Annotated in this window: 12 protein-coding genes; 6 read left to right on the top strand and 6 right to left on the bottom strand. The window is 44.4% G+C overall.

Going from position 1 to position 15,749, the window contains the following annotated elements; genetic code table 11:
• Positions 1-140 precede the first annotated feature (140 nt).
• Entirely contained in the window at positions 141-359 is a 219-nt protein-coding gene (locus tag G3W54_RS05995) for a helix-turn-helix transcriptional regulator (protein ID WP_162652199.1), read from the bottom strand.
• 66 nt (positions 360-425) lie between these two features.
• On the opposite strand from G3W54_RS05995, the gene G3W54_RS05990 reads away from it, so the two are divergent.
• Positions 426-740 carry a hypothetical protein gene (locus G3W54_RS05990; protein ID WP_162652198.1) on the top strand — a complete coding sequence of 105 codons (315 nt, stop codon included), beginning with the start codon at positions 426-428 and terminating at the stop codon, positions 738-740.
• 514 nt (positions 741-1,254) lie between these two features.
• Here the strand turns inward: G3W54_RS05990 and G3W54_RS05985 are convergent.
• The 4 genes from G3W54_RS05985 to G3W54_RS05970 all read right to left on the bottom strand — a co-directional run bounded on the left by G3W54_RS05985 (position 1,255) and on the right by G3W54_RS05970 (position 4,285).
• Positions 1,255-1,920 (bottom strand): hypothetical protein, encoded by a 666-nt coding sequence (locus G3W54_RS05985; protein ID WP_162652197.1) that lies wholly within the window; start codon positions 1,918-1,920, stop codon positions 1,255-1,257.
• Positions 1,886-2,104, bottom strand: a complete 219-nt coding sequence (locus G3W54_RS05980) for a helix-turn-helix domain-containing protein (protein ID WP_162652196.1) — start codon at positions 2,102-2,104, stop codon at positions 1,886-1,888. Before G3W54_RS05980 ends, G3W54_RS05985 begins: the two co-directional genes overlap by 35 nt.
• Before the next feature lie 87 nt (positions 2,105-2,191).
• Positions 2,192-2,866 carry a hypothetical protein gene (locus tag G3W54_RS05975; protein ID WP_162652195.1) on the bottom strand — a complete coding sequence of 225 codons (675 nt, stop codon included), beginning with the start codon at positions 2,864-2,866 and terminating at the stop codon, positions 2,192-2,194.
• Between the two features lie 240 nt (positions 2,867-3,106).
• The gene (locus G3W54_RS05970) at positions 3,107-4,285 is read right to left on the bottom strand and encodes an integrase family protein (RefSeq protein ID WP_162652194.1); all 1,179 of its coding nucleotides are present in this window, start codon (positions 4,283-4,285) and stop codon (positions 3,107-3,109) included.
• Positions 4,286-4,539: 254 nt separating this feature from the next.
• On the opposite strand from G3W54_RS05970, the gene G3W54_RS05965 reads away from it, so the two are divergent.
• The 5 genes from G3W54_RS05965 (at position 4,540) to G3W54_RS05945 (ending at position 12,782) form a co-directional block, all read left to right on the top strand.
• Entirely contained in the window at positions 4,540-6,990 is a 2,451-nt protein-coding gene (locus tag G3W54_RS05965) for an N-6 DNA methylase (protein WP_162652193.1), read from the top strand.
• A complete protein-coding gene (locus G3W54_RS05960; protein ID WP_162652192.1) occupies positions 6,984-8,264 on the top strand; it encodes a restriction endonuclease subunit S in 1,281 nt (426 codons plus the stop codon). Before G3W54_RS05965 ends, G3W54_RS05960 begins: the two co-directional genes overlap by 7 nt.
• A complete protein-coding gene (locus G3W54_RS05955) occupies positions 8,261-11,350 on the top strand; it encodes a type I restriction endonuclease subunit R (RefSeq protein WP_162652191.1) in 3,090 nt (1,029 codons plus the stop codon). The genes G3W54_RS05960 and G3W54_RS05955 overlap by 4 nt, the downstream gene beginning before the upstream one ends.
• Positions 11,337-12,065: a SprT family zinc-dependent metalloprotease gene (locus tag G3W54_RS05950; protein ID WP_162652190.1), complete on the top strand. Its 729-nt coding sequence runs from the start codon at positions 11,337-11,339 to the stop codon at positions 12,063-12,065. Before G3W54_RS05955 ends, G3W54_RS05950 begins: the two co-directional genes overlap by 14 nt.
• A 513-nt stretch (positions 12,066-12,578) precedes the next feature.
• Positions 12,579-12,782: a hypothetical protein gene (locus tag G3W54_RS05945; protein ID WP_162652189.1), complete on the top strand. Its 204-nt coding sequence runs from the start codon at positions 12,579-12,581 to the stop codon at positions 12,780-12,782.
• A 423-nt stretch (positions 12,783-13,205) separates the two neighbouring features.
• On the opposite strand, the gene G3W54_RS05940 is transcribed toward G3W54_RS05945, so the two are convergent.
• Entirely contained in the window at positions 13,206-15,344 is a 2,139-nt protein-coding gene (locus tag G3W54_RS05940; protein ID WP_162652188.1) for an autotransporter domain-containing protein, read from the bottom strand.
• Between the last annotated feature and the right edge of the window lie 405 nt (positions 15,345-15,749).

Raw genomic sequence — 15,749 nt, 5'->3', positions numbered from 1 at the left:
CTGATTATAAAATATATTTTTGTGGCACGAAACTTGATGTAGATTGCTCTACTTTCTAAATTAGTAGAGAATTTTCAAGTTATCTAATGTCGCTTTCTTCCAAATCAGATCAAACCAGAATGCTCAAATAATTTGGTCAACTATTCTTCAATATTTTCTTCAAATAAGTCAGCAGGCTTAACGTTTAGAGCGGCAGCAATACGACCCACGATTTTCACCGTCGGATTTCGGTAGCCTGTTTCAATTCCACTCACATAAGTCGGGTGCAACTGCGCGCGATCAGCAAATTCTTCCTGTGATATTCCGCGCTGTTTTCGCCAGTACCTTACGTTTTTTCCAAATCTTTTCTCAAGTTTCATTGCCATAACGGGCAATGAATAGTATTGAAATACCATAGACTATGAGTAAGGTTTTAGGCTAACTACATGGAAGATTATAATTTTTGGCAGGATTTCTTTGATACCTATCAGTCACTATCTGATTGGATGAAATTTGCATGGCTCATCGTGCCTCCGATATTTCTACTCACGCTAATTGTTTTACTTATGAAGTATCGCTTAGCCAAAAAGCCCAAAGGCGAATCTATCGATGGTGAGTTGATATACTCAGTCAGGGCAGAGACAGAAGACGAGTTGAAAATATACAGACACGATCATGATCATTTTCCGAAGGACACTGTCGTACCTTTGTTGATTGATGAACGTACAACCCAAGATCGGAATATTTCGAAGCAGCCATAGCTACGTGGTTGATGCTTTAGACGTCCGTCGAGTGCCATTTTGTGCCTGGTAGGCCTACAACACCAAAAGGGTAAAAGCCTAACTTGGGGCTACCTTAAAACGGCTTACAAAGCCCAAAACAACTTTGGGCAGCATAAATGCCCGCGGTAATAATCAAAGTTGAGCTGTTAGTTTTAGTTAAGCGCATACTATTTAAGCATAAGTTGGTGTAAAACATTGTTATTAAAAGTGTTTTTAACCTGCCAAACCAAATTAAAACATAATACTATCTGGCACCACTAAAATTGGGTTGCCAGCCGTGGCGGCTGGGCCTGGCAAATAGGCTAGTAGAGGCAAGTACTATTTACTCTTATTTCAATAATATTATAAAAAACACTAATAATAACAGCTATTTAATAGCGCACCCCTATTCTGGGCTGCCTCAACTGACTTAACTAGAATTTTGTTGGGCAAAATCAAAGCTGGAATATACGTCGCAAACTCCCCCATGCATTGGCATGGGGGAGAAATCAACCTAAGCGAAGCTCCGCAATAATGGACGAGGTTTGATAGCTACTGGAATCTCTTGTTTCTTCAAATCAAATTGCTCCCAAATTTTCATCCAATTGAATTCTTGAAACGAATCCTGAATGAAGGGTTCGAGAAATGGATCCCAATATAAACCTTGCAAATCCTCCCCTTTTGCATTTGCCAGTTCGTCCAATTCGAACTCCATGTCCTCTACATTATCTGCAAAGGTGATCTTTCTGAGCCAGATGCAAATCATCCATTCAAGCCCGTATTCCAAATCCTTAGGGCTCATGAAGAAATATCCTGGGCATGCCTTGGAATTATCCTTTCTGACGCCAATTAATTTGCGCGGGTTATATGCAATGGCCTGCATAACGGTGCAACCAAGATGTCTTTTGGAAATGTTAGGTTGGTCGTAGAGCAGATATCCATACAGTTCACCAATCGGCGTGCCATTTTTAAATTCATGTCTTGCCCATCGATAAAGCTTGGCCTGGCAAATTGCATTATAAGGATTATAGACATCATACTTCGTGTTTGGTTTAGATATATGGGTACGAAACCAAAGTCGGTTGCCGTCGTCATCATAATCAGGTCGTTTGGGTTGGTAGATATTTGGATATTTCCGGAGAGTATTAGTCATTGCTAAACCCTCCCGGTTGACATTCATTTTCTTGAAGCCAAGCCTCAATATCTGAACGGCGGTAGAGTATCTTACCACCACGACCGCCAGATGAGAGGCGGATGAACTTTGGTCCATATCCGTAGGTGCGACCCTTTTCAAAATAGTTGGCACTACACCCCGTTATGTCGGGTAGTTGTTTGGTGGCTATTAATTCGCTTTGATTTTGCATCTTCACTTCCTTTCTTAAAGATGCAAACAGACTGCGGAATCTAACTTTTAAATTCTAATGTCGTTAAACGGATAATATTTAGAACGTTTAACGGTTGGGCCGTTTGGCGTGCGTGAACAAGACTGAGTCTTTCGGGTTAAGCTCCGTGAATTCACCGAGCTCCTTAAACAAGTGATAAACCCATTCGGAGACGGGGCTTTCTTGTTCATTTTGGTATACAAGGCTAGTGCCACCAGGCATGTGTAGTTTCCAGAAATTATTGCATTCATCACAGAAGTTTTTAATCCAATCAGGATTTCTTCTGGCTCCTTGATTCCCTTTATAATTAGCTGCTTCGTCTAACAAAGTAGCCACACGCCCAAGAACAGGAAGCAGCACACTGATATCTTCCCATCCATCTGAGCGCTCGAGCAACGCGCGAACTGTTTCATCTCCAATGAAGTCATGAATCATCTCATGTGCAGCAGAAAGCTTATCCGCGGCTTTCTTGATCTTCTTTCTAGCTTCTTTAATCGTGGGTTGATCTTTTGGTGGCGAGATTTCCCCGTTTAGCATCGACACTTCGGATCCTGTGTTCATTATCCTAACCAAGTTGAACAAAAGAGCCTCATGTTCCTTTTCAGCCGAAATTCCATGTACATGGCACACCGATGGGTTGATAGAGGAAATCAGTTCTTTCCGCTGTTGTTTCGCCAAAGGACGACCACGATAAACCCAGGTATTATCGAAGTCTGAATAGTCAGATTGTTCTTTGCCGCTCATGAAGTTTTCTCTACATTTCATTGTTAAACATGAACAGTGAAACTAATGGTTCTGAAGGCGTAGCGATAGGTTAAGAGTTTTGATAGTTTGTAACGCGTACGCGCGCGTAAGGGTGGCAAGCAGGATCAACCGTTATATACATACTTTGTCGTATTTATGGGATCAAATTAGCTCGCCAATGGGCCTGGACCGAGAGCGGCCATCACCATGTTACGCCTAATCCCCGTCGATGGGGTGGGGTCACTCCTTCAGGCCGCCGCGGGGTTCTTTGAGTTCAAGAATGCGGTTAGCGATAAGCTCAACGGGTCCACGCAAACGATCCACATTGATAACAATATAGCCGCCTGTCACATCGGAGTTGGTTCGGTGGTTCAACAATCGTTTCAATGCATAGTGCGGAATGTCCAAACTTTCGGCGATAGTGATGTAGGTTCTGCGCAAATCATGCAGTGTAAAGGAAACACCAGAGTTTATTGCTACGCGCTTGAGAAACTTCTTTGGTTCCGCCAGATGACCTTTAGGCCCACAACCCGGGAAAACCCAGGGCGATGATTTTGCCTTTTTCTTCCTGTCTTTGAGCAGCTCAAACAAATAGTCAGAAAGTGGCAACATGAGAGGATCGCCGTTCTTTGTTGTCGGCAAGTGCAGCTTGCGTTCTTGAAGATCAATGTTTTCCCAGCGTAAGCGTTGTAGCTCGCCGCGTCGCATTCCTGTGAACAATGCTATCAGCAGAAAGTCACGAGCATAGTCCTGCTGTTCCATGACTGTCTCCCACCATGATGGCAGGTCCTTTGCTTCGATAATAGTTTGTCTACGTCTTTCTTTGTTCCACGCTCGTGCCTGGCTGAGAATTAACACAGGGTTGGGAGGAAAATTATCTTCAGTAGCAGCAATGAAATTATAGACCGAACGAAAGTGGCGGAATGAATCGTTTGCTGTGACCTTTCCATTTTTTCGCGACATTTGTTGGTGTCGTTTTAGCACCATCTGCTTCGTGATTTCACACATGGGCTTTTTCGCCCAGGCCTTTAGATAGATGTACCCAGTACGCGAATAGTTTTCCACGGTAGCTTTCGATAGATGGGCACGTGTATCGAAGAACTTTTCGAACGCATTTTGAACAGTGATTTTTTCTGCTGCTTTCTTGCGCTTTTCTTCATTAGGATTAACGCCCTCCGCCATATCACCTAAAATGACCAGCGCTTTGCGCCTGGCAGTTTCCGGCGGATAGAGGTCCGCACGCCCAACAGAGACGCGCTTAGTCTTCCGGTTCACCTGGCTTTCAACAATATAGGTTTTTGATTTCATGCCTACACGTAGGCCAAAGCCAGGCAGCATCGTGTCGCGGTAAATTACTTGCCCGCTTTTTGGGTATTCAATTGAATCGATAAATTTTCGAGTTAGTCGTATATTGGGCATCGTGACCTCCATCATGGCCACAATTCATTATAAACACATTTTTCGAAAAAGCTCGACTTTTCATTAGGTTGTATGGCTGGAGATGGCGCGATCTGGAAAGGAGAAGAGGCGTCTAATTTCTACCATTTGGTGATCAGTCCTTTTAATTCAACCAATATACTAGTAATAACTAAGCCGTTTATAGATCGTTATGTTGAATAAATCCGATGTGTATGGTCAAAAGGAATTTTAAGTATCTACAGTGAGAGAATGAATTGGCGGTCAAGAAGACAGAACTATATGCTTCACTTTGGGCAAGTTGTGACGAATTGCGTGGGGGCATGGATGCATCCCAATACAAGAACTACATCCTCACACTGCTTTTCGTAAAATATGTTTCCGACAAATATGCGAATGAGCCTTACGGTGCGATTGTTATCCCCGAGGGTGGTTCGTTCGCCGATATGGCAACAGCGGTAGGTCAAGCTGGCATTGGCGACAAAATGAATACCATAGTCGGCGCATTGGCCGACGCAAATGATATGGCTTGGCTAAAGAGTGCTGACAATGATTTCAACAATGATGACCGTCTTGGCAAAGGCAAGGCAATGGTTGATACGCTGTCAAAACTTGTTCGCATTTTTGAAGGTTTGGATTTAGGGCGAAATCAAGCCGATGGCGACGACCTTATGGGAGATGCCTACGAATATCTAATGCGCCACTTCGCTACAGAGTCCGGTAAAAGTAAAGGCCAATTTTACACACCTGCTGAGGTCTCAACTATTCTTGCCAAAGTCATCGGCATTGGGCCGGATACCAACCAAGATCAAACGGCTTACGACCCGACATGTGGATCAGGCTCTTTGTTATTGAAAGTGAATGCCGAAGCACCAAACGGATTGTCATTGCGCGGGCAGGAAAAAGAACAAGCCACCTCCGCTTTGGCTAAAATGAACATGGTGCTGCACAACAGCCCGACAGGTGAAATCTGGCAAGACGACACTATCTCCGCGCCACATTGGCTCAAGTCGGATAAATCACTTGAGACTTTTGACTTTGCAGTGGCTAACCCACCATTTTCTCTCAAGTCCTGGAGCAATGGGATTGTCGCCAGCGAAGACCATTTCAATCGCTTTGAATACGGGGAACCACCCGAAAAGAACGGCGATTATGCCTTTCTTTTGCATATAATAAAATCACTCAAGAGTACGGGCAAAGGGGCGGTAATCCTGCCCCACGGCGTTCTGTTCCGAGGCAATGCTGAAGCAGACATTCGTCGCAAACTCATCCATCAAGGTTATATTAAAGGCATCATTGGCCTGCCTGCAAACCTGTTTTATGGCACGGGCATACCAGCTTGTATTGTTGTGCTGGATAAACAAGCAGCAAAGGAGAACAACCCGATCTTTATGATTGATGCCTCAAAGGGCTTTGTCAAAGATGGGAACAAGAACCGTCTCCGTTCCCAGGATATTCATCGCATTGTCGACACGTTCAATAACCAGTTGCAAGTGGATCGCTATTCGCGGCTGGTGCCCTACACAGAGATTGCCCAAAAGAACGAGTTCAACCTAAACATTCCACGCTATATCGACGCCAGTGAACCAGAGGATATTCACGACTTAAGTGCGCATTTATCAGGGGGTATTCCAAACGCGGACATTGATGCCCTGCAATCCTATTGGGATGTTATGCCAACCCTGCGCACAACTTTGTTCGCAGACGGTGATCGTGAGGGCTATTCAAAAACTTTGGTCGCCCAGCGCGACGTGAAAAAATCGATTTCGGAACACCCTGAGTTTGTGAGTTTCAAAGCGGAAACACTGGAACGGTTTACGGCGTGGAAAGCTCGGCACCGCGATAAGCTGAACTCAATAGCCAAAGGTGACAAACCCAAAGAACTCATTTTCGAAATTTCAGAGGATTTGCTGAGCAGCTTTGCGGGTGCGAACCTTCTAGACAAATACGATATCTATCAAATCTTGATGACCTATTGGGCTGATCAGATGCAGGATGATGTTTATTTGCTGGCTCAAGATGGTTGGGATGCAGCCAGTTCGGTGCGTCAACTGGTGCCGATCAAAGATAAAAACGGCAAGAACGTCTACAAAGAAGATGCTGATTTTCAGTTTGGCAAAGCGAAGGCAATGACCAAACACAAGTCGGACATTATTCCACCAGCGCTGGTCATTGCACGGTTCTTTGCAAATGAAAAAGCAGCACTAGATGCGGCAACCCAAGCAAAAGAGGATGCTACCCAAGCCCTTGAAACGTTCATCGAGGACAATAACGGTGAAGATAGTTTGATTGCCGCCGCATTGGACGATGGAAAATACAAAGTGGCGGATGTAAAGCGAGAGGCCAAAGCCGCAACGGATGAAAAAGAAGCAGCAGCCTTAACAAAGCTCGTGGAACTGCAAACAGCTGAGACGGCGGCCAAGAAGGTCGAGAACGCAGCGATTGACGTGCTTGATTTAGCAGTGTTTCAGAAAATCCCGCAACTTTCCGCGGATGAAGCCAAAGCCCTGACCGTTGACGACAAATGGCTGGCAACCATTGAGATACGCATTGGGGAAGAGGTGGAGCGCATCACCCAAGCCCTTGCAAGCCGAGTGCGTGTGCTGGATGAGCGCTATGCCCAAACCTTGCCGGAATTGTCAGGTGCCGTTGATGATTTTAGCGCCAAGGTAGAGGCCCATTTGAAAAAGATGGGGCTGTCATGGTGAAGGAAGGATACAAACAAACCGAGGTTGGGGTTATTCCTGAAGATTGGATCGTAACTTCACTTGGAGAGGAAGGTTCATTTAAGAATGGAATAAATAAGTCCGCAGACCAGTTTGGTTTCGGTTTCCCTTTTGTGAATTTGATGGACATATTTGGCATTCCGTCAATCTCAACTGAGCAAGGGTTAGGTCTCTTAAATTCAACACCGTTTGAGCAATCTCTTTACAGTGTTGAGAAGGGAGATGTTTTATTCGTCAGATCGTCAGTGAAACCTAGCGGTGTCGGACTGACATCGTTAGTAAAAAAAGACCTTAAGAAAACTGTTTTCTCCGGCTTTATTATCCGATACCGAAATGACTCAATCTCAAGCGATTTCAAAGAGCATTGCTTTTATAGGAGCGACTTCAGAAAACGGGTTATTGCGGCAAGCACCTCAAGTGCAAATACCAACATTAATCAGAGCAATTTATCCCCAATTCTTTTTGCACTACCGCCTTCACATGTTGAACAAAAAGCCATTGCAGAGGCTTTGTCGGATGTGGATGGGTTGATTGCGTCTTTGGAAGTGTTGATTGCGAAAAAACACGCCCTAAAAACCGCCACCATGCAACAACTTCTAACAGGCAAAACGCGGTTGGACGGGTTTGGGGCTGGCAAAGGCATGAAACAAACCGAACTTGGTGAAATTCCAGAGGATTGGGATGTGGTTCCACTTGGCGAAATAGGCAAACCAGTTATCGGACTGACATATAAGCCATCTGATGTTTCAAACGAAGGGACCCTCGTATTACGTTCGTCCAACATCCAAAATGGCGTTCTGACATATGAAAACAATGTGTTTGTGAAACATGACTTGCCACAACGGGTGATCACATCTGAGGGAGATTTGTTAATATGCGTGAGGAACGGAAGCCGTGCTCTTATCGGAAAATGTGCGCTGATTGATGAAACGGCAGCGGGTTCAGCATTTGGTGCATTTATGAGTTTATTTAAAAGTGACGATAGCAAGTTTGTTTATTTTCAGTTTCAAAGTCATGTGATTAAGAAACAGATTGAGGATACGATGGGTGCCACAATCAACCAAATCACAAACAAAGACTTAAACCGCTTTCGCATTCCATTTCCTAAGTCCCCTGAGGAGAGACTAAAAATAGCAGACTTACTAGAAAATTGGGAACTGGATATACAATCCTTAAATTCTCGTCTCAACAAAACCAAAGCCCTCAAGCAAGGCATGATGCAGGAACTTCTAACTGGAAGGACGCGGTTGGTATGAGCAAGATTGGTCAATTGGAACACGCCACGCAGAACCGTGTTATCAAACTCTTCCGCGACACGCTTGGTTACGATTATCTTGGCAATTGGCACGACCGCGAAAATAACAGCAACATAGAGCCTGAACTGCTTTCGCGTTTCCTGACCCAAACCGGACATTCTGATGCCGTGCAGGCGCGTGTATTTCACCAGCTCGACATCGCTTCAGCTCTTGGCTCTGGTCGTCATCTCTATCAAGCCAACAAAGATGTATATTCACTGTTGCGCTATGGAATAAAAGTCAAAGATGACCAGGATGACCAGAACCAAACTGTTTGGCTTATTGATTGGGACAATCCCGACAATAATCACTTTGCCATCGCCGAAGAAGTCTCTGTTCACGGCGAAAACAGGAAACGCCCCGATATTGTATTATACGTCAATGGTATCGCGCTAGGCGTGATCGAATTGAAGCGGTCGAGCGTTTCTGTGACCGAAGGTATTCGACAAAACCTTGACAATCAGGAAAAGGCGTTCATCCGCAATTTCTTTACAACGATGCAATTGTGCTTGGCAGGCAACGATACCGAAGGGCTGCGCTATGGCACAATTCAAACGCCAGAAAAGCATTACTACCGCTGGAAAGAACAAGTCGAAAACACCTTTGAAAGCCCGCTAGATTATCATCTTTCGTTGATGTGTGAGAAATCTCGGTTCCTTCAAATTATCCACGACTTCATAGTTTTCGACAAAGGCATCAAGAAGACTTGCCGCCATAATCAATTCCATGGCGTAAACAAAGCGCAGCCCTTTATACGTGATCGGCGAAACGGAATCATTTGGCACACCCAAGGGTCAGGCAAAAGCTTAACTATGGTTTGGTTGGCAAAGTGGATACGTGAGAATATTCAGGATGCCCGTGTTTTGGTTGTGACCGACCGAACCGAACTAGACGAACAGATCGAGGGCGTATTTGCGGGTGTTGATGAACAGATATTCCGCACTAAAAACGGCGATGAGCTGATTGCAACATTGAACAGCCACGTTGAATGGTTGATTTGCTCGTTAATCCACAAATTCGGGCGCCATTCTGACGGTGAGGATGACAAAGCGACCGAGACTTTCATAAAGGAATTGAAAGCAAGTCTACCCTCAGATTTCAAAGCCAAGGGCGAAATATTTGTGTTTGTTGACGAATGTCACCGCACGCAATCCGGCAAGCTTCATGAGGCTATGAACGCAATCTTGCCAGAAGCAACGTTTATTGGTTTCACAGGCACGCCGCTTCTGCGCTCTGACAAAAAGACCACGATGGAAACTTTTGGTAGTTTCATTGACGAGTATCGCTTTGATGAAGCTGTTGCGGATAAAGTTGTATTGGATTTGCGCTATGAAGCACGTGATATTGATCAATACGTCACCTCACAAGATAGAGTCGATACATGGTTTGAAGCCAAGACTAAGAACCTAAGCGACATGGCAAAAGTGCAACTCAAATTGAAATGGGGAACACTTCAAAAAGTTCTGTCTAGTCAAGATCGTTTAGAACAAATCGTCAGCGATATTCTGATGGACATGGAAACCAAGCCCCGCCTTATGGATGGCGCAGGAAATGCCATGCTGGTTTGCGCAAGCATTTATCAAGCTTGTAAGGTTTATGATCTATTCAGCGCCACCGAACTGGCAGGTAAATGTGCAATTGTCACAAGTTACCACCCGTCCCCTGCGGACATAAAAGGCGAAAATTCTGGCGAAGGGCTAACAGAGAAGCTCAACCAGTATAATATTTACCGCAAAATGCTGTCTGACTATTTTGAAGAGCCAGAAGACACTGCGATGAATAAAGTGCTGGAGTTCGAGAAGGCTGTAAAAAAGCAATTCGTGCATGAACCTGGACAGATGCGGTTGTTGATCGTCGTTGATAAGTTGTTGACGGGTTTTGATGCGCCATCTGCTACTTATTTGTACATCGATAAAGAAATGCGCGACCACGGTCTTTTTCAAGCGATTTGTCGTGTAAATCGGATTGATGGTGACGACAAAGAATATGGCTACATCGTAGACTACAAGGATTTATTTCACCGTTTGGAAAGTTCTATCAGCGACTACACCAGCGGAGCATTCGAAAATTATGAAAAATCTGATGTTGCTGGACTGTTATCTGATAGGTTGGAACGTGGAGCAGAAAGGCTTGAAGAAACTCGCGAAGCTATTAAGGCGATTTGCGAGCCGGTATTGGAACCACGACAGCAGAAACAATATTTCGATTACTTCATCGGTGAAGCTACGAGCAAAACTCAGATCGCTGACAATGAACCTAAGCGCATTGCTCTTTATAAAGCATCAGCTACTTATCTTCGTGCTTATGCAAATTTAGCAAATGAAATGCAAGCAGCAGGATATTCTGATCACGATGAACAAAGTATAAAGTCGGAGGTCGAACATTTCAGTAAAGTGAGCGCCGAAATTAAATTATCAAGCGGCGACTTTGTGGATATGAAGTTGTATGAACCAGCCATGCGGCGATTGTTGGACACCTACATCAAAGCCAACGAAAGCAAGCTAGTTGCTGACTTTGAAGAGATGAGTCTGATCCAGCTTATTGTTGAAAAGGGAACTGAAGCTTTAGAAAGTCCAGAAGATGCCATGATGGCAACTGAGGAAGCTATGGCTGAAGCCATCGAAAATAATATTCGGCGCGTCATTATTGATGTGCAACAAGTGAATCCTCATTACTATGAAAAAATGTCTCAGTTGCTAGAGGCGCTAATTGAAGAACGACGAACGCAAGCACTTGAATACAAAGATTATCTTGAGCGAGTAAAAGATTTGTCACTCCAAGTTGTCAATGCGGGCGGTCCAGGCCATGGTACATACCCATCCTCAGTTGATACCACTGCTAAAAAGTCCCTATTTGATAATTTTGACGTTGATGACGCTTGGGTTGAAAGCGTTGATAAGGCGGTGTGGGCTTCTAAAACAGCCGACTGGGTTGGTAAGCAAATTAATGAGCGAGTCGTTGCGCGTGCTATTTTTGAAGCCGTAGGCGATAAAATTGAAATCTCTGAGATTATGAAAATTGTGGTTAAGCAGCATGAATATTGGTGAAGAGGTTTTAGAAATCTCTGGCATTATTGTTGATCTGACCAGAAAACCCATCAAAAACGTGCATTTGTCAGTTCATCCGCCTATGGGGTCCGTTAGATTATCTGTCCCCTCTCAGATGAGCACTGATGTTGCACGTTTAGCTGTGATTAGACGCCTTAAATGGATACAACAAAAAAGAACTGAGTTTGAACAACAAGCAAGGGAATCAGAACGCTTGTACATTTCTGGAGAAAGTCATTTTTTTGACGGTCAACGGCTAATTCTCGATGTTCGCGAAACTGACGGCAAAGGACATGCATCCGTTATTGGAAATGGACGGTTGGCTCTTTATGTTCGAAAAGGCGCGTCACAGAAAATGAAATCATTAATCGTTGATCGGTTTTATAGGAAGCACTTGCAGAATTTAATATCGTTGATGCAGCCCGATTGGGAAAGTAAGCTATTAGTATCAGTGGAAGAGATCCGTATACAAAGAATGAAAACCCGTTGGGGAAGTTGTAATCCTGATACCGGACGCGTTTTGCTGAACCTCGAACTGGCAAAAAAACCAAAAAAGTGTTTTGAATTTATTCTCGTTCATGAACTTGTACATTTGCTCGAGCGTCATCATAACCAACACTTTATTTCATTGATGGATGGCGCAATGCCTGATTGGCGACAGAGAAAAGAACTACTGAAGAGTTATCCATTAGCATATGAGACTTGGGAATATTGATTGATGCAAAATTATCTAAAACAAAAAAATGGATATCACTAGGTATCATCCAAGCAAGTAGGCCATTAGTAGGGCAGAGGAGTACAAAGTGTGATGGCGTGGTACGGCCATTTACAAAGTTCCTGTAGTGAATTATGTATTTAAATCAGCGCTTTGTGCAACGATATACGTCCGTGGATGGCACCATCCAAACTCGTCCAATTAAACGAGAAACACATTGGTAAGGGAGAGGTCGGGTGTTCAAATCACCTCGGCAGCACCATTATCCGATTGATATTATTTCGAAATTCTCTTTAGGGGTATAACGCTTTCAATAAGAGCTTGGATTGATTATTGCTCTGGAAGCTCAGTTTAGAGTTGAATTGATATCAACTATGTGACTAAACTTATGGGATATCCGTTAAATGTAATGCGTAAAGTGGTGATTCTATTAAGTTAGTTCGCAGTTGGTCATGGTCTAATTATAACGATTTAGCGAGTTTATTAAACGAATTCCCTAGGAGCCCCGACAGTATGGCACATTCGGCTGCATATCTCCTACACACCGGAAGAAAGGGGCTGTGGTCTTTTGAAAAGGGCAGCAAACTGGCTTTTTTGGCACAGCACTCAAATGATGAAAAGAGTATGCTTGTGCTGCCAGCTGGCGCATCGAATATACCTGATCATTGGGCACGTGTTTGCGAGCATGCTGTTGGCAAGGATAAAAAGTCACCTTAGCGCGCATCGTACCGGAATTGAAAGAATCTGCGAAATTGCATAGCAGATATAAACCTGTTGATGAAACTGTTCTGGATTGGCGTTACATTTGTTTATTTGTAACTCCAAGGTGATCGGAATAGTTCTCAGCGAGTTACCCAAGTTAGGTATTGTTTCAAACAGCATTGCAATCTGTGTTGACAGGACCCATAGCGGCGCTTCAGAATACATGTACCGTTGGATATCAGAATTTCTCATAAATAAAGGTTACACAGAATATAATCTGAATGGATCGGAAACTAATTCACTTCATCAATTCCGACAAAAATTCAGACCAAAAAAATTAGTGCCGCTTATCACGATTGAATGCTACTTTGAAAAGTTGGGCTAGAACTTTATCTCGAATACAGTCTCAAAATCCAATTAGGTGAAATCCAGAGTCTTTTAAAATCGTACTCTAAACCCCAGTTTTCCTTGAGCACTGACATAATCATTGTTGCCAATTGCAACATCGCCAGAGGCGGTAAATGAAACGGAACTTGTGAGCTGTAAATCAAAATCTAACCCGCCCGTTACTGCAATAAGAGGGTTGTCGTTGCGACTGGCATTTGTTAGCGCACCAACACCTACTAAGGAGAGCGCAGGCATATTGCTACTGGGTGTCGTGCGTACCAGAGCACCGAGTCGTGCAGTGACCTTGCCACTACTATATTGATCAGTCTCTTCCAGATGGCGGGTTAGGCCCAGAGCTGCCTCAGCCTCAAACACACTTTCTTCGCTTGAACCGACAGTTAAGTTGCTCGAGGAACCTGTCTCGGCATAGTCGCTGCTCCATTGATGGGCATAAAGGGCTGAAAACATGGGTGTCAGAATGGTTTTCTCATCAAGCACATAGTCTTTTGATATGCTGATGCTTGGTGCGATAAAGGTGCTTCCATAGGTAGCTGTCGCCATTTCGGTGAAGCTTGGCGTGACGGTGTTATTGTTGAATATGCGTGAGCTGTCATTTGCGCTCCGTCCTGCCATTAATGAGCCAGACACCTTGATTTCATTAGCAAGCTCATGTGAGCCATAAATGCCCAGATAGCCACCACGGCTTTTAATCTCCTGAGACGTGGTGAAACGGCTGTCAGCCTTCAATCCGCTATACAGATAGCCGCCCATCAGACCGAAAGTGGTGTCGATATCAAAATCCCGTTCATAGCCAAGCGCCACGCCATATTGTTGGTTGTTATAGCCAAGTGTTGTGCTGGTCGCGCCATATTGAGAAGTACTGGCTATAAAATCGCCCCAAAACCGGGCATCCGAATATTCAGAACCATCGTCGCGGGTATAGGCAAAACCACTTGGCTGCTCAAAAACAGCCAGCGCTCCAGAGCCAAGGCGTGAGTTGGCAACGCCAGTCAACATGCCCGCCGTATCACCAATCGAGTCAGCTCGGGCAAGAAAACCTGTTGGATCGACAGAATAAAAGGTATTGCCGTTGACCAGATAGGCCCCAGTGCCAGACACTTGAATGCCGCTTGTTATGGTAGAACCAGCACCAAAATCCCAAACCACCGAATGGCCGGGTGTCGTTGTAATATTAACGAAGTTACCGCTGGTATTTAAATCAATGGCTCCACCGAGAAAGGCACCTGTTGTCAGGTTAATGATATTGCCCGTAGTGGCAAAAGTATCAAATAGAAAGGCATTGGCTTGGGTCGATGTGAGCTTACCTGTGATAGTAAATACGTTGTTACTGCTCCCGGTCAAAAAGATCGCATGGGCATCCACCCCAGTTGTGGAGATCGTACCTGACTGGTTAAAGTTGTTGTTATTGCTGTTAAAAAGGTAATTTCCGACCGCATCTTCGCCGGTCGTTAAGGTTGTGCCAGACTGGACAAAGCCGTTATTGTCGCTTTGTAATATAAACATCCCGATGCCACTCGTCCCAGTGGTGGAGATCGTGCCCGAATGGATAATGCTGTTATTGTCGCTATCACCAACACTTATCCCAGAGCCATTCGCCTCTGACGCTAAGATCGTTCCCGAATGGATTAAACTGTTATTATTACTGAATTCAAATGTAATTCCACCGCCACTCGACCCTTGGATTGAGATATTACCCGACTGGATAACGCTGTTGTTATCGCTATTACTAAGATAGATGCCTTGGCCGATAAACCCGCTTGTTGAAAGCGCGCCTAGATTGGTGATGGTGTTGTTATCGCTATTATCAAGATAGATGCCATGACTTAAAACCCCACCTGTTGAAAGCACACCCAGGTTGGTGATGGTGTTGCCATTACCTGTTGCCGAGACGGCATTGTCCGTGTTGGCAGAAGTGCTGATCTCACCGGTTGAAGTGATCGTCAGGCTGTCCGTCCCATCCAGAGGAAAGGAGCCATTTTGCACATTAACGATGGTCGAAATCACGTTATCCTCGGCCGAGGATATTGCCGTACCAAAAGGGTTCAACATCAAAACCGGGATTAATAATGTGGTGACCAATAGGTTGGATGAACAACGAGCTAGAAATCTGGTCGTTTTACTCCGAGCAGACGCAGCAGGTCTTACATCCCCTGCGGTCTTGAAGTTCATAACTTGCCCCTCAGTGCATTTCTTGCAGTAAACCTTTCGGCGAAACAACGCGCAAAAAATAGACACAAGACGTGAAATCCAAATAAATCCGTTAGTAAGTAATTGATTGTTAACGGATTGTCGTTGATCTCTATTTACAGAAAGCTTTTATGAGTCACTTGGCACATCAAGTAAACAGTTGCTGCTCAACACTCGCCTTCTAACTATCAGACATTCTTCTAATCTACCTTGTGTGGAAAGTAAATGGTTCGGCAGGCTTGAATCATGATTGCAGAAGTTCTTAACTTGGTCTGTATTTGTCTCTTGGTCCATATCAACAGCAAGGCGTTTCTTGCCGAAAAAGTTCTGTAATACCGTTTTCACCAAGAAGGCTGACAACATGATCTATACCTTGTCTTTTAAGGA

This window comes from Lentilitoribacter sp. Alg239-R112 (assembly GCF_900537175.1).
Lineage (GTDB): Bacteria > Pseudomonadota > Alphaproteobacteria > Rhizobiales > Rhizobiaceae > Lentilitoribacter.
This window is presented reverse-complemented; position numbering and strand designations above follow the sequence as displayed.